This window comes from Anoxybacillus sp. TBDG-1 (assembly GCF_054815885.1).
Genome location: NZ_JBTZSY010000033.1, coordinates 13461 through 29479 on the forward strand (window position 1 = coordinate 13461; position 16019 = coordinate 29479).

Annotated in this window: 10 protein-coding genes and 2 pseudogenes; 1 reads left to right on the forward strand and 11 read right to left on the reverse strand. The window is 37.4% G+C overall.

Going from position 1 to position 16019, the window contains the following annotated elements:
- Positions 1-27 precede the first annotated feature (27 nt).
- Complete coding sequence (locus ACYQY7_RS10405; protein ID WP_461201960.1) at positions 28-1101, reverse strand: tetratricopeptide repeat protein; 1074 nt, start codon at positions 1099-1101, stop codon at positions 28-30.
- Positions 1102-1247: 146 nt separating this feature from the next.
- Positions 1248-1397 (reverse strand): hypothetical protein, encoded by a 150-nt coding sequence (locus ACYQY7_RS10410; protein ID WP_461201961.1) that lies wholly within the window; start codon positions 1395-1397, stop codon positions 1248-1250.
- Between the two features lie 34 nt (positions 1398-1431).
- Here ACYQY7_RS10410 and ACYQY7_RS10415 point away from each other — a divergent pair.
- Positions 1432-1643: pseudogene (locus ACYQY7_RS10415) on the forward strand (IS982 family transposase); the annotation flags it as partial.
- A 16-nt stretch (positions 1644-1659) separates the two neighbouring features.
- Here ACYQY7_RS10415 and ACYQY7_RS10420 read toward each other — a convergent pair.
- The 9 genes and pseudogenes from ACYQY7_RS10420 to ACYQY7_RS10460 form a co-directional block, all read right to left on the reverse strand.
- A complete protein-coding gene (locus ACYQY7_RS10420) occupies positions 1660-1905 on the reverse strand; it encodes a hypothetical protein (protein ID WP_461201962.1) in 246 nt (81 codons plus the stop codon).
- Between the two features lie 292 nt (positions 1906-2197).
- Positions 2198-2482 carry a type II toxin-antitoxin system HicB family antitoxin gene (locus ACYQY7_RS10425; protein ID WP_461201963.1) on the reverse strand — a complete coding sequence of 95 codons (285 nt, stop codon included), beginning with the start codon at positions 2480-2482 and terminating at the stop codon, positions 2198-2200.
- Between the two features lie 207 nt (positions 2483-2689).
- Positions 2690-3295, reverse strand: a complete 606-nt coding sequence (locus tag ACYQY7_RS10430; protein WP_461201964.1) for a methyltransferase domain-containing protein — start codon at positions 3293-3295, stop codon at positions 2690-2692.
- 37 nt (positions 3296-3332) lie between these two features.
- Positions 3333-5255 (reverse strand): 3'-5' exonuclease, encoded by a 1923-nt coding sequence (locus ACYQY7_RS10435; RefSeq protein WP_461201965.1) that lies wholly within the window; start codon positions 5253-5255, stop codon positions 3333-3335.
- A gap of 339 nt (positions 5256-5594) precedes the next feature.
- Positions 5595-10949, reverse strand: a complete 5355-nt coding sequence (locus ACYQY7_RS10440; protein ID WP_461201970.1) for a DEAD/DEAH box helicase — start codon at positions 10947-10949, stop codon at positions 5595-5597.
- Positions 10949-11899 carry a hypothetical protein gene (locus ACYQY7_RS10445; protein WP_461201966.1) on the reverse strand — a complete coding sequence of 317 codons (951 nt, stop codon included), beginning with the start codon at positions 11897-11899 and terminating at the stop codon, positions 10949-10951. The genes ACYQY7_RS10440 and ACYQY7_RS10445 overlap by 1 nt, the downstream gene beginning before the upstream one ends.
- 15 nt (positions 11900-11914) lie before the next feature.
- Complete coding sequence (locus tag ACYQY7_RS10450) at positions 11915-13894, reverse strand: hypothetical protein (RefSeq protein WP_461201967.1); 1980 nt, start codon at positions 13892-13894, stop codon at positions 11915-11917.
- 13 nt (positions 13895-13907) lie between these two features.
- Complete coding sequence (locus ACYQY7_RS10455) at positions 13908-15425, reverse strand: competence protein CoiA family protein (RefSeq protein WP_461201968.1); 1518 nt, start codon at positions 15423-15425, stop codon at positions 13908-13910.
- 119 nt (positions 15426-15544) lie between these two features.
- Positions 15545-15961: pseudogene (locus ACYQY7_RS10460) on the reverse strand (type I restriction enzyme endonuclease domain-containing protein); the annotation flags it as partial.
- Positions 15962-16019: the final 58 nt, after the last annotated feature.

Below are 16019 nucleotides of genomic sequence, written 5' to 3' on the forward strand. Positions count from 1 at the left end.
AAAAAAAGAGCGATGACACGCATGTCATCACAAATAGTCTTCAAACATAAACGTATAATCACTTCGATACATAATGATATAATCGACAGAGCCGTTATAATAATAGGCGGTTTCGCCTTTAAATCGGGTTGATTCGATCATTTCGGGCACTCCAATACAACTTAATCTTTCCCGAAGGCGCCTTACTTTTTGAACAAACGTATTTGTCAAAATTTCCCCATTCCGTCTAGTTTGAAAAAACATAGCCACATCATGTTTCGTTGCCGGACGCTTTTCATTCGTTTTCAACAAAAAATAACAAAGCATCTCCGTTGGATCACAAGGGAAAGGCTTTTCCCTGCCGTGATAAGCTACAACGTTTTTCTGATCAGAAAAATAAACAATCACTGTATTCAAAGGATTATTCATCATGAGTTGTTCACATTGTTCTTTGGAACAATACTCTTTTCCATTCCGAGTCTGTTTCGTAAACGCTCGCATCGCTAAAATATTTTCACTTTGTTGCAACAACGTGTGCAAAGATGAAAGTTGCGCAGGCACTCTTTGATCGTTTATGTAGCTAGGAAAACGATCGAAGGATTGATACGTTTTCTCCGCGATAAACAAGGCGCTGTTCGCCAAATAAAGATGGGCATAATATAGCTGTTGTTCATTTAAGCAAAACTCCCGATTCGAATACCTTCCTTGATATTCAAGCGCTTTTTCAAAATAACGAAGCGCCTCCCCATACTGTCGCTCTTTATACGCTAAAAACCCGAGGCGATAATGAGCAATCGGATTCGTTTTATCATACCACAACGCGTCTTGAAAAGCTTTTTTCGCTGTATAATCATCTTTCATAAGCTGCGTTTTCAAATACGTTCCGTAACGAATGAGATAAGTAACGAGCCTTTTTTTCACATATTCAACCCCATGCTCTTCTTTTTCCTCTGGTGAGCACCTCAATAAGTGCCGATAAATTTTTTTATACAATTCGACAATTTCATAATAAATCCAATCCTTTGCCATATCGCTATTCAATTCGTCCAGAAGCTGCTCTTCACGTTCGTATAATTCATCTAGGTTTATTGATTGTAATCTTCTTACTGGAAACTCTCGCAAACAAATTCCCCCTCCTATATTCCTTCTTCTCAACAGCATTTTTTTCATTTTACTATAAATTTTAATAAATTGAGCACATATCCAAAAAATAAGAGAGTCGGATAGACTCTCAAAGCTAAACAGATAGTACCCAATGTTACCAGCTATTATGCTTTCTTTTGCAGCGCCACTCGCCATTTGAGTCGCATTTCGTACGCATAGCGATTTTTCGGATCCACGCTTAAACTTTGCCACTCCTCCAACGCTTCTAAAACTTCTTGTTCGCTCTGCGCCAATTCTTCTAATTCGCGCAACATTTCTTCATCCACCACCTTTGTTCGATTTCTTATGCGCAATTACCAAAAAAGGACGCCAAAGCGATGTCCTGTTTGGGAGAGACGGCTCAAACAAAAGCGGAAAGCCATGGAAACGGTGTTCTCTGTCCTCGACGACCAGTATCGCATCACGAAAATTCTTGCCAATTTGATTGCGGGGATTAAGTCGCACTCGATGGCATCTTGTTGACGTATTCTCTTGTGACGCTTGGGCTAGTTGAGCGCTAGCGCTCAATTGGCACCACTAGTTACTAATATATTTCAGTTTTTTTTCAAAATACACTTCCCCTTTTCTATAATATTTTACTTTTTCTTGCAAAACACCTTCCACACCATATCGATGCCGTTCCCATAGATTGACCAAAATTTCATATACTTCTTCTAAAGTTACTGCTGGGTCAAATCCAAAGGTGCGAGCATCTTCCATATAGCCTTCAGCAGCCACCATTTTAGCTTCATCGGATAATTCGGTAAATTTATAAAGTCTCATCGCTATCCTCCTCTTATCCCGATAAATTTTTACAAATTCACATTATTTTTTTAGTGAAGCAATTTATGTTGCAATAATTACCATAAAAAGAAACAACTACGGCACCCCTTATGCCACATCGAGCTGTTTTTTGCGAACCGTGTACTGGCACCGTTACTAACCGGTTACTCAAAAAGTAGATTGTCTAAGAAGTGGGTATTTAATACTCTTTGATACCAAAAAACAGAAGCCCCTCGACTTCTGTTTTTTTGGTTTTTGGATACGACAGCCGCTCCGTGAAAATACGAGTAAATTAACTCGCGTTTGTATGTGTATCTGTATCGATCTCAACATTTACAAGGCTGGCGCCGCTAGGCAAGAGTTCCTTTAACTTTTCGACAGAAGAAGCAGTAGGAATGTCCTCTCCTATTTCTTCCATATAGTCGAGCATCGTAAACAATACATCCTCTGCCATCTCTACAGCCTCCACCAATGTTTCTCCATAGGTAAAACAGTTGTCCAGATCCGGAAACGTGACGATATAGCCATCGTCCTCTGCATCTTTTTGAATGATTGCGTAAAATTGATATACAGCCATCTATTTTCCTCCAGTGGTTCATTGTTCATGGACATCTGGCTAACAAATCGATTATTTGTCGCTACCGCTCTTCTAAAATCTTTGGATCAATAATCGAAAACGTTCACAATCTGTTCCGTAAAAAACGTATATAACGCCCTCAAAACAACTCATCATGTCGTGAAACATCATCATATGTTTTCAATTTCCATTCTAAATAACGCTACCTTAGCTTTTCTTTATAACGCTTTTCCGATACATACCTCTCATCATAATCGGCGTATTTTCTATTACTCGACATTCTTGCTGGCACGCTTCATATAGTTGTCCAAACGAACGACCGATATCGGTTCCTAATACTTGAAGAAATGGACGGATGATTCGTTTAAGCATCGAGCGATTTGAATCTGAAAACTTGTCGAATATAATGATTCGTCCCCCGCTTTTTGTTACACGCACCATCTCAGCCATTGTTTCATGAGGATGTGGAACAACAAAAAGTGTTAAACTAGCGATCACGATATCAAACGATTGGTTCGGAAACGATAAACGTTGTGCGTCCATTTGCTTTAATTCAACAGACGAGTACTTTTCTTTTGCCTTTGTTAACATCTCTGGTGAATAATCAATCCCTATCGCTCGAATATGATCTAGCGGAAAAAATGTTAAATCAGCACCTGTTCCAACTCCGACAAACAACACATTGCTCCCTTTTGGAACCTCCATTCCGTCAAACACTCGTTTTCTTGCTTGGTAAAACAACCCACGATTAAAAAACAAATCATAAACAGGCGCCCAGCATTTGTAGATAAACGCATTCCAACGGTTGTTCATATGTGAGGGTCCTTTCTAATGTTTTCTTATTTTACTTTTACAAACCGTTTGCTTGTTCTTCCTTTTTCTTCTGTAATCTATTTGTTCGCACTTGTTCAAAATAACGTGTAAATTCCGACTCTCCTGAATAAGACAAACATAAGTATTCTTTCGCCCTCGTCATACCGATATACAATAACGAAACTTCCCGTTCACGGTCTTCTTCAAGCGCAAACGGCATATTGTCGACATTGACAATAAAAACTGCTTGGAAATCGAGTCCTTTACTACTTTCAATCGTGCTAATTTTAACTGTTTCTTCATCACGGGAAAATTTCCGCTTTGTAGTTTCATCTTCTGCCAACCAATAATAAGGCACTTGTTCTTTTTCCAATGCCCGCTTAATGACATCGATAATATTTTGCTTATGCGTTCGTTTCACTCGATACAAAATAAGCATTTCTGAATATGGCACGTTTTCCTCTTCGTGTAATCGTTTCATTTGCTTTGCAACAATTTGCATTTCTTGACCAAAACTGGATGCTTTCACAATTGCCGGCTTCGGCCCTTTCCGCCTTGTGCTTTGTGGAGCAATAATCTCCCCTTCAAATTCGCGTTGGGCAACTTTATTGCTTAACATAGAATGTTCACGATAAAAATCCCACGCAAATTTCACAATTTGTGCTGTATTTCGATAATTAATCGTCAATACCTTTGAGCGACCTTGAAAACTTAATCCTGTATCTTGCACATATGAACGTTTTCGTCTATAAATTGTCTGGGCTCGATCTTCCACAAGGAGAAGCGATTGTGTTGCTGGATTCAATAGCTTACTAACGAGCGCCAGCCATTCGGAAGAAAAATCTTGCCCCTCATCAATTAAAATAGCATCATACATTGGCAAAATCGCTTCTTTTTTATCAATCTTTTCTAATATGTTCGGAATTTGTTGCTCTGACATTTTTAAATCATGTTTCAACCATTCGTGAAAGTTGCGCACAATAATTTGGTCATTCGCCGCTTTCGCCATCGCATGTTCTTTCGTAAAGTCAAAATCAAATAACGAATCTGGTTCACTTAACATGTGCTCGAGCATTTGGCGAATCCCTTGCGCTAGAGAAATATTGTAGCACAAAATCAAAATTTTCCAATCAGGATGCTGCTTCGCCAACAGTTTCGCTCGGCTAGCTAGAATAAGCGTCTTTCCGCTTCCAGCCACACCACGAATCAAACGATTTTTATCCCCGAGCTGCTTTGCTAAATTTTCTTGATGCAAATCCATCGCTTTAATGTCATGAAGGGATAAAAGCACTTGATCTTGATATGGCGTAGGCGGACGAAACTCCGCGCTGATGCGCACCTCTGGAAAAAGATGATAACGAATCGCATCAATTTCCTCTTTCGTTAAAGGCGTTCGCAATCGATACGGAACGACAAACATATTCAATATTTTTTCAAACAATATTTCTTCATTAAACGTTTCTTTGTCCGGATCAATTTCATCTCGAAACAGGGAAAAATTCGGATTGATGACTGGATACAACTGCTTTTTCACTAAATCTTTTTGTGAGATTCTTGTAAACACAACACCATAACCATAAGGGAACTTTAACTGAAACTGATACTTTCCTTCTAAGTGAACTAAATTTTTGTCTTTTTTTAGTACATCGACAATGTGAAATGCATTATCTCTCGCTTGCTTAAACGGGCTTTTTACTGTCGCCTGCTCGCCAGCGCTATTTACAATCGTCCATTCATCATTATTCAAATGAAACAACGTCGACAATGTATAATCTTTCACCTCAAGCACAACGAGCCCTAAATCGGGGCCAATAATCACAAAATCCGGTCGTCTCCCCCGAATCTCCGGTTCATAATAGACAATATAGTCATCTGGTAAATACGTTTTTAGCGTTCGAAACAGCAACCGCTCCCCCGCTGTTGCACTCGAACGAATCGTTTCTGGAATCGTGTACGCCATCTAAACCAGCTCCAGTGCAAAATAGGATTTTTGTACCATTATAATATAAAATAGGCAAGTTGTGTCTTAAAGAGTGAAAGTTTCTTATCAATAAAAAACGCTCACCTTGCTTTTGAGTGAGCGCCTAACGATCGGCACAAAAGTGTTGAGCATATCGAACGTTGAATTTTCAGATGCTGGTCTAATATGTTGCAGTGCTCGCAAACAATCGTCTTGGATGAGTACACAGTTAAAATTAAGAAACAGACCGTTCCAAACGAAGAAATAGGTTGGGTGGAACGGTCTATACCTACATAGAAGTGACGTGCGTCGAAGTATGGGGGCAATACATTTAAAAAACTAAATCAACAGCCGCTGCTTTCTCTCATAATTTAAATATACATTCGGTAAATCATGCAAAACTTCGTACGCAGAAACATACACAACTGTAGAATCGTCACTAGTTTTAGTTACAATCTTTTCAATATTGTTTTTTGCACCAATCAAATATCTCCCTTTCGACTCCATTCTAATGAAGTATTGGTTACCTACTTGAATTTCTTCAAATTTTTCGTTGTGTATTTCCATCATTCGTTTAATAGGTGACAATACTTTTTTCTGCTCCTGCAGTGTTAATTTTTTCAATTCCCCTTTTGCTACATAATCAAGCAATTCGAGAGCAACAAAACGATTTAACTGACTATGATAAAACTGGTTAGAATAATGTCTTAAGCACTTATAGCATGAAGTTTCACAGTTATTTTCACAACTCATCAAAATCTCCCTAGCGGTTTCAATGATATCTGGCAAAACTTCACCTGCAACGTGCGAATACCCCGCTCCCCCTGATAAAGTATCAAACAAATAAACATCGGCCTGATACATATGTTTCGAATCTTTTGATTCCAGAGGTAAAATACGATACCCAGATAATAATTCGTTGTAATCAATATCCAATACCCTACTCGCAGCTAAAACCATTGCTTCTCCAATCGTCTTTAGTCCATCATGAACCCATTGATTCCCTGGATGAAAGTCAATTTGCTCATCAAAACTCATTCTCAGTAGCAGCAGATCAGAATTAAATATATTCCCAAGAAACACCTTTTTAATACTTCCGCGGCAGAGAGATTCTTTTTGACCAAGATGTATTTTTAATCTATACGGAACTTCATGCACTGATTTATTTTCTTTTTCTCCAGCTAACCAAATCGCTCCGCAGTCTGTGCAGATCTCAAAGCCTTCTTGATTTTCTGTACCTTTATTCATTACTATAAGTTGTTTATTCATTTCATTGGCATACTGAAGTCTTTTGGAATTTAGATAAGGTTTCAATTCTAATTTTTCCCCTGATATAGGAATTGGTAATTGCGGCGGCATCGCGTACGTAAATTCTTGATCCCGATCTCCTTCTTTTACTTCCTTTCCTTTCTCCGGAGAAAAGCCTGTTGGTCGTAACAACGGGCTTCTCTTCAATTCATTTCCACAAACGGTGCAATTCGTCTCCTTGATCATGTCTAAAGAAACAAACGAGCACTTTTCACAATATGTGACATTCGGTAAACTATCAATCAATAAATCTCTAGCAGGTTTTAATGGGTCTTGTGGGTTTGGAACATAAATTCCGCCAATTCGGTACGTTTTCTTATCGACAACGATTTGTCTTCCAGGTGCATATTCACTCAATGCCCTATTTATTTCGAGTTGAGGTCTCTGTTTAACAATTATTTTTCCTGTTCTCCTATCTTTTCCTTCAATATAAAAACTGCATAAATCTTGTGGGAACGCATATGTCGGAAGCAATCCATGATTAAATAAAAAATCAAGGAACTTATCGTTTGGATTTACTTCCGCTGTATCATCAACAAGCGCTTTTAATGTATGTTTTACTTTCTCATAATTTTTTTCTAATTCATTTACCAATTCGTTACACGCTTCTTTAACAACGTACCACTTTAGTTGCATAATATTTTCTCCTAGTGTTTCTTTAGCCGAAACAACCTCATCAGGAATCAAATCAAATATTATAGGATAGTCGCGAAAATGGCACGTTACATTGTTATTTAACCATTTTTTAAATTGTACGTAGTTAAATGGTGGATCTCCTTCAAAAAATGATTTCGTATCCCCCAATGAGCTGCTGAGAATGCTTGACGTAGTAGTTGTTGTAGAGACTTTTTCATGAAAATATGTTTGAATAAGAAATGCATTTAAATGTCTTTTCGCAATTTTTTTATTATCAATATAGACAATTGGTTTGCGAGTTGAACCGCTTATCATTTTTTCAGGATGCCGGAAATAATAATAATCATGTGGTCCTCCTTGAGCATAAGTAACTACTGTTGATAAAGCTGTGCCTCTCCGTCCAGCGCGTCCTGCACGCTGTTGGTAGTTCTCCCGTTGAGGCGGAACATTTCTTAATCCAACAGCTGTTAGCGAACCGATATCAACCCCGACTTCCATTGTCGTTGTGCAGCTTAGTATATCTACAGGGCCTTCTGATTCATTTAATATAATATCTTGGAATCGTAATTCATACTCTTCCGTCGTTGCGATGGCAATTTTCGCATCCTTTTGCGATAATTGAGCAGTATGTTCCTCAACAGTGATATTTGATATCTTCTCATTGTTTGCCATTATTTTTTGTATTGGCGAACGCCAAAATCCCTTTTCTGAATCTAGGCTCTTACTATTGACATCTAATATCTCAATATTCTCAGATAAACAATTTACACATTTGTTTTTTGCTATTACCATATTAATTTCTTTACAATCGTTACATTTATACCACGTTGTATAAATGCCGGGAATCAGTTTCAATTTCCTAGGAGATAAATAAAATCTTCCTTCTGATTCTGTGCACAACTTAAACAGTGCATCTATAATTAGCTCTTTATGCTCTTGATTTTGAACATAAATGCCAATGATATTCTCTAAATTCTTCGATATATAACCTTTATTAACTCCCCAATCATCCTCACCAAATCCTCTAATCTTCAGACGCTCATAAAACTGAACGGTTGAATCGATAGCTACCTTATCTAACATTTCTTGAATAAAAAGAGCTATCAGTACATAAATATCTTCTTTGGACAATACCCCCTTTAATTTTTTATCTATCCTTGCTACTTCTCTCTCTACAGGCTCCAAATAACCTGTGGCAGTTGTGTAAATAGAATATAAAGGATGGCAAAGTTGGCGAAGGAGTTCTGTTTTAAAACGGGATGACAGCTCAATATCACCGTTTTCAATTAATTCCTCATAGTCGTCATCGAAATTTTCTTTGAAAACTTGCACATGATTTGCCAGTGATTTTCTATCTTGGTCTTCAAAAAAGTATAATTTATGTTCGTCAATCACTTGAAGAAAGGAACAATATAAAGAATTACTAAGTTTCGGTTCTATCTCTTGATCAATCAATTTTTGTGCAGCCAATAAAATCGCCTGTCTAAAAGAGTCTAGCTCTACTTCATACGGAATATCCCTTGCAAGACGGGCAGCCTTTTGGCGACCGTCAGAAAACAACAACACCTTTCGCCCCTCATTAGGTAGTTCTTTATCTACTTTTACCGAGGGTTGCAATAAAAACTGTTCACGAACTAGATTGGCGAAAGGCTGCTCCCCTTTTGTTTTTAAATCTGTAATCGTGCCCTGCACTTTTCTCATGCAGCAAGGACATTTTTGAAAAGTGATCGCTTGATTTTTCTTTTTGTTCTTATCCGCCTCGTTGTTCGGCCAATACAATTTCAGATAACCCTTAGGATCATCAGGTGAAGATTTCATTAAATACCCCGTTCTTATATCAAGCCATACAGGACGTGCCGCCTTACTTCCGTTTTGTATTTTTTCGTGTGGAGACTCCACTAGCAAATGAACCTCTGTCAATTCCTCATCGATGATTCCTTTTCCTTTTTCTGCCCATAAATAATTATCATTCTTTTTTGAGATATATCCCCTAATAAAAGCCGTACCGCATTTTCGATGAGTAAGTAGTTCGTAGATTCTTGCTTCCTCGCGACAGGTACATTTTAATTTAGGGGAATCATACATTTTCCCTAAAATCGAATCATTTTCCTTCACCCTTTTCACATCACATTTAGGGTTTGTGCATACATAAATACCCGATACGCCTTTAAAGAATAAATGTATCCTTACCGGCAACAGCACTCGTTCATTATTTTTAGCAGCATTCGCCAACATTAATAAATGGCTCGTTGCTTTTTGAGCGGTTTTTTCATCCACATTCGGAAACACCATCTTAGCAATGTCGCTAAATTTTTGGGCATTTCCGCTTATTTGTTCAATAATTAATCCAAGCGGACCAAATCCATCCAAACTTTTGTATAGGTATAGCGGCAACTCGTCCAGATCGTTTGGAACACTCCCCCAACCAAGCCACTCTGCTATAGATTGAAGGTTATTTCGCAACGTATCGTACTGATGAATACGGTTTGTAAACTGCTCACTATCTAATAAAGCAAGTGAATAAGCCTCATCAACCGTACCGGTTCTACCTGGCGCTCTTTTTTCCCTCGTCCCTTTTATCAACTTAAAAGAGCGATTTTTCGGTTTCCCTGTTAATTGTTCTGCAAATTCAATAGCCACCGAGTCATCATTCTCCGCACCCAAACTTGCGCTCGTTAAAATACAACGCAACCTATCGCGCGTAATCCCCAATCTTGCTTGCAACCTTCTTATGAGCAATGCTACTTCAGCACCGCTTGTCCCTCGGTACATATGCGCCTCGTCAAGCACTAAGATAAATTTATTCTCTTCATTTTCTGCAAGCCACTGCCTTGTTTTCTCCCAAATCGGACGCTCAATAGGCCGCATCAGCATATACTCTAACATCGAGTAGTTCGTTACTAAAATATCCGGCGGAGTCGTTTGCATTTCATGTCTAGTAAACAGTTCTCGGTCATCAGGAGATGTCAAATATCTAGATTTCCAATCCCCTCTTTTACCTGAACAAAAAGCTTCCAAGTTTTTCGCTATCCATTTTCCTCTTTTTTTCATTTCCATCGCTAATTGTGGCTGATTCGTTTCAATATCTAAATAATATTGAATAATTTCCTTTAGTTGATATTTATCTTTTTCCTCTGTTCGCTCTCCTGGGTAAGGTGTTCTTGATGTATACATTCCGAACAATGGATGACGCCCAAAACGCTCTCGAAAGTACTCTGACACCCGTTCATCACCAAAAAGCTTACGTAGTCTTGCTATTTGATCGCTAACTAACGCATTCATCGGATATAGTATTAATGCTCGAACCGCATGTGTTTGAAATTGTTCCCGTCTACTAAATCCTTCGTCAATTAACGAGTTTAAAATAGGATGTAAAAATGATTCGGTTTTACCCGATCCCGTTCCAGTCGCTACAACTAAATCGTACCCATCCTTCAAAAATGACTCTAATGCTTCTTGTTGGTGAATATACGGCCTCTTATAAATACCTACATTTGGAGACAACTCCGAAAAATACATCATTGCCTCTTTGCAGTGAGTCGGCAAGTTCATTCGCTCATATGTCGATCCTGGCTCATAGACAGGGGTGGCTTCAATATACGGTTCTTTTGAAATAATTCCTTGAGAATCCAATAACTCTCTGCGTTCTAATAACAAGGAAGGATGGCTAATCGGATACTGCGCCTCAATATATTCCCTTAATTTTTGATGTAATCGTGCCGAAACAGAGTTAATGGTAAACTCCATCATCAAACTTCAGCTCCCTCCCATAGTATTGAAGTATGATCAATTCCTAGTCGTTGCAAAACCCAAATAAAGTCTGAATAATGCTGCAAAGGCATAATCCATTCAATCGGCTTTATAAAGGAAAATGGGAAAGCAAATAGCATGATCATCCTTTCTTCATATACAGGCAACCTTTTAAAAAAGCGGACATGAATAATATCTTCATGAATTTTTGTACATTTTACGGTTGTTTTAATCCCAGCCTTGTATTCCAATGCATATTTTGCGATATTCAAATAATCAGTTGGTATTTTGTAATAATACACATTGTCTGTTCTCTTCTCAACCCAGAAGTAAAACGGCTGACCGTTCTTTAATGCATATCTAGCAATATAGCAGTCTGATTGCGATACGAGATTCGTTTGAAACGGATGCCATTTACGCTTTTTTTGCGGTAAAAAAACTTCAGTTGGTTCGTCATTCAACTGTACTGGTTTCTCGGTTTTGACTGTTTTTATGAATTCATTTATAGACAATGATGGCATCCATTCATCAAGCGTCAACACTGGAAAATCATTATTATCTTCTATATAACCACTGCCACATCCATAATACTTATCGATAGTCCCTTTCATACTGCTAAGCAAAATCAGGCTTTTAGATACTGGGAGTTCGACAGAACGCGGCGGCAACGGTAAATAATAGCCATTTGCCAGCTTTAATATCTCTCCTAGATCAGATACCCATTTAAGCAATACTTGAGCTTCGGTTTTGTTATCTTCATCTTTAATAAGATCCCTAAGATCTTCAAAAAAATCGCCTTGTAGCAATCTTTGAAGTGATGGAATAAGCCGCTGAAAATGAACAGGTTTCATTTTGTGATCTTCAAATGCATAAAAATGGATTAGGGAAAGAATGTGCGATTTTATTTGCCTAAATTGATATATTTTATGTTCCCTCGTTTTTCCTAACATCTTCCCATTCCTTTTTTAAACCGTAATACTTTCGTGATCGAACTCATCTAAAATTTTCGTTGCCTTTTCCTTGTCAATATAAGGTTGCAGCAATACTTTAGTAATCCACAAAGATACTATTTCTTCATCGAGTAGGTCATCTTCTAGTAAACGGAACCACTTCTTAAACGATTCCTTTTGTTTGGTAAACGGCATAACCTCTTTGACGATCTCTAAAAAATTGCTAAATTCGCTCGACTTTCTTCTTAATATATCATCCTCTATCAGCAAGCGTGACGCGATGGAACCAAACACTAAACTATGTGCCTTTCTTAGCGAGCGAATATTTGCATCTGTTACTATTTCGTCTGCATTTATTATTGGCACAAACGGCAATTTTTGAACGAAGGAATTAGTCAAATCACTATCTTCTTTAATGCTTATAAGAATTAATTCCGGCAACGATTCCTCAATAGAAACTCTCCAATAATCTAAAAACGATGGTAAGTACAATTCAGCTGGTGAGTTTTCAATTTGACATAAATGGACAGATTTCACACAATCAGACCGCACATAATTAGAGAAGCTCTCGACAAGTGTTTGGTTGTTGAAATTTTTCATATCAGGGAAAATAGTTAGGTGCTCGTTTCCTGCAATGGTCCAACCAATCACTTGCGCCAACTCAAAACTAGAGCCCCCCTTTACAACGATTGGTGTTCTAAATAACATTGCTCCTATCACAGTCTTGGTCATTAACAGCGCTTTATTATCCTCTATACCAAGCATAGACAAATTTTTCACAGCGTGCTCCATTAAATCGTAAATATTATCATAAACCGTCGTTTCTTCATTGTCTTTTACCGTCCACGGAGACTCAATTCGATAGTTTGTAACTTGATGTTGAGAAACGGTTAGCCCTAAACTTGCTAATGGTGCTAAGTCTGCTAGTGTTCGGAAAATATTTTCCTTCATTCCCCTGATTTTCTCATTCAATGCTTCATCAGCTTTTTTTAGTTTTTCTTCTGATATTTTTATCTGTTGGATCAACTTTTCCATTTCTAATAATAGATGCTCTTTCTCTTTACGCAATTGTGCAGTTTCGTTTAATGTTTTTCGATGTTCCTCTTCAATTCTTCTTTTCTCAGCGTTAAACTTCTCTTCCAATAATGTTTCTAATTTTTTCTGAATAGCTGGATATTGCAATAATTCTCCTTCAAATCTGATAATATCTTCCTCGGTCACTTCATATTCAGTTAATAGCTCAATAGCTGCCATAATGCGTTCATAATGAACTTGCGAAGGGAGTTCACCAACTAAATCAGACAGCTGACTAATAACTTTTCTTGAAATCTCTTGAATTTGTTGATACTCTTTAAGTGTTTTTAATGCATAGCGCATAATCCGTTCATTCGTGGCACAATCAAGATAGTCTTCAACATGGTCGATTAACATAGTTGATGTAAAATAACGCATTCCCCCTATGTTTTTATCATAATACTCAACAAGATTTATACTCTTTTTTCGAATCTCCAGCCACTTATCATCGGACGAATCAATGACCCATTTCCCATCTTTTGATTGTTTAATACGGTAAGGCCCGATTAAATAATCATCTTTCGTTAATAATAAGATTTCTGAGCTAAATCTCTGTGGAGTGTCAATTCCATTTTGAATCAAGTAAATAATTTCTTTATTTTGTGCAAGTGAAAACGGCATTTTAAAAACCTCATAATATTTTAAATCCCCCAGCTCTCTATAAACCATATATTTTGAATATATAGTTCCTCCCAAGTAATCCTCTTCGTTTCTCTCTAATACTGTGAAAAACCCTAATTTTCCTACATTTGCGTCATATGGCGCAGGGGACCATATCGCCTCTCCCTCACTAGGGTAGTCAAGACGTGGATTTTTAACCTCAATTAGTTGTAAATCTTTATATTCTGCCAAAACCTTGACAAACATGTATTTTTTATTTGGTTTCCTTTCTCTTTCAATAACACCAAAGATCGTTTTCACAGTTATCCTCCCTTTACTGTCTCACTCTTTGTATGAATTCCTTGACAACTAGCGGAACACGATTACGACACAACTTTAAATAATACGTTAATTTCGATTGCAAGTTTTTATCATGTATTCCTTTTAAACATTTTTTAAAAAACGTATATTGTTCATTTGAGATCCAGCTAGACCCTCTTTGATCCAATTGCATATATGACAATAAAACATGTTGCCAGTCGAGCTCATCATGCCGTTGATCCTCTTCTAAAAGAAAGGAAAACGACCAGATTCCAGGAATAAAAATTTTTTCAACGGATGGATAGAAAAAATCTCCGCCATAGTCAAGCTTCCTTGCAAACTTATTTTTTTCTTTCAGCCAGTAAGGAAAGGAAGAAGAGCCCTTTACAGAAATCGAATGATATGTTGAAATGTTTTTTTCCTTAAATAGCATTAACTTTTGTTGGTCGACTACAATTGAGGAATCAAACATTTCCGTGGAACATGCATCCATCTTTTCACCGTAGTATAAATGTAACATCTTTCCTTCTTGATTTTTAATGTAAAAAGTATGAAAACCTTTTTTATCCAATATAACATTAAAATAATTATCTGATAAGCGGTATTCCGTGCTTGTATAGTTAGGATGAATATGGATTAAATAAAAATTTTGTGGTTTAAAATCTCGAAACGTTACCTGAATTACACATTCCTTTTCTTCAATGAAAAACGCATCGTTTTTTCTCCTAAAAACTGAAGGAACTACTATGTCTAAGTAATAATACGGTGGTTTCAAAAAATATCCAAATTGCTGAAACAACTTTATTAATGAATCTGTTAACACATAGGGGAGTTGAATTTTATAAGCATACCATCCATATTTTTTGTTTAATTTTTTTACGAACATTTCCCCAGGAAAGTCTATTTTCTTTCGTGACACCATATAAAAAGTGTCATTCAGCGATAATTCCTTAGATTCAATCATACAAAAATTTTTGTTTATTAACTGAAATAAATATACATTACTTCTAAACCCTTTCATGTATTCAGGCCAAAAAAGGCCAAGCTTTCCATAACATCTTTCATCTTCTTTTCTCACGAAAGAGAAACTGTAACTTTCTTTAGGAACAATTTGAAGCTTATTTTCATTAGAGTTTGGCCAAAGATGAGCGGATGAAATAAAAGAGTCCATTTCATTGCATTTTATTTTAAAGTGTAAATGATGTAAATCACATTGTCTTGCTTGAGAAGGAGTCAAATAAGGGAATGTAATAAAAAGATTCCAATCGTCTTCATCCTCTTCGAACGTAATAAAAGGACGACTTACCATCGCTGAATAATCATCGAAACGAGACGAGCTCGTTAAACGTTGGGCGTAAAGTTCACACCGTTCAGATCCCTGCCCTCGCTCATGGCGAAAATGAGCCGATTGTATCCTTCCCTCCGCCTTGAATACCCTTGCTCCACAACATGGACACGTGTAATCTACGCCGTACTTATGCGCTTCTTTTGCATGAACAAGCTTCCCCAATTGATCAAATGCTCTTTCCATGTCGATAAGAAACCCCTTACAAAATTATTGGACAACGTTTATTTAGCTAATAAGCAAATACTCAAGAGAGACAGCAATCGCATAATTACTGTCTCTCCGTAAGGCAATATTCTACTTCTTCACATATTCATACATTGCAAATTCACTTGTTCAAGTACGTCTTCCACCGCCTTCGGTTGTTTGTTTGGCGGGTAGTCGTATTTACGAAGCACTTTTTTTATTTCTAGACGCATACGAGCTTGGGCTTGGACTTTCTTATCCCAGTCGTGTGTGCGATTTTCTTTTACCGTTTTCGCTAACTCTTTAGCGATTTTGATTAAAATGGCATCTTCCATTAAATTTTTAATATCTGGATCAGAGCCTAGCACATCAAAAAATGCCTTCTCCTCGTCGGTTAAGCCGAGTTGCTTCCCTGCTTGAATCGCTTCCTCTAGCTCTTCTTTAAATTTAATAAGCTCTTCAAACACTTCGTACACGTCCATATAGTCGTTCCGGTTATTATACTTTTCAAGTATTTTCTCGAAACGCTTGGAGAATGTTGTAACCGTCAAGTAAAATTGAACACTTTTCGCTAATTAATTTTGAACAGTTTGA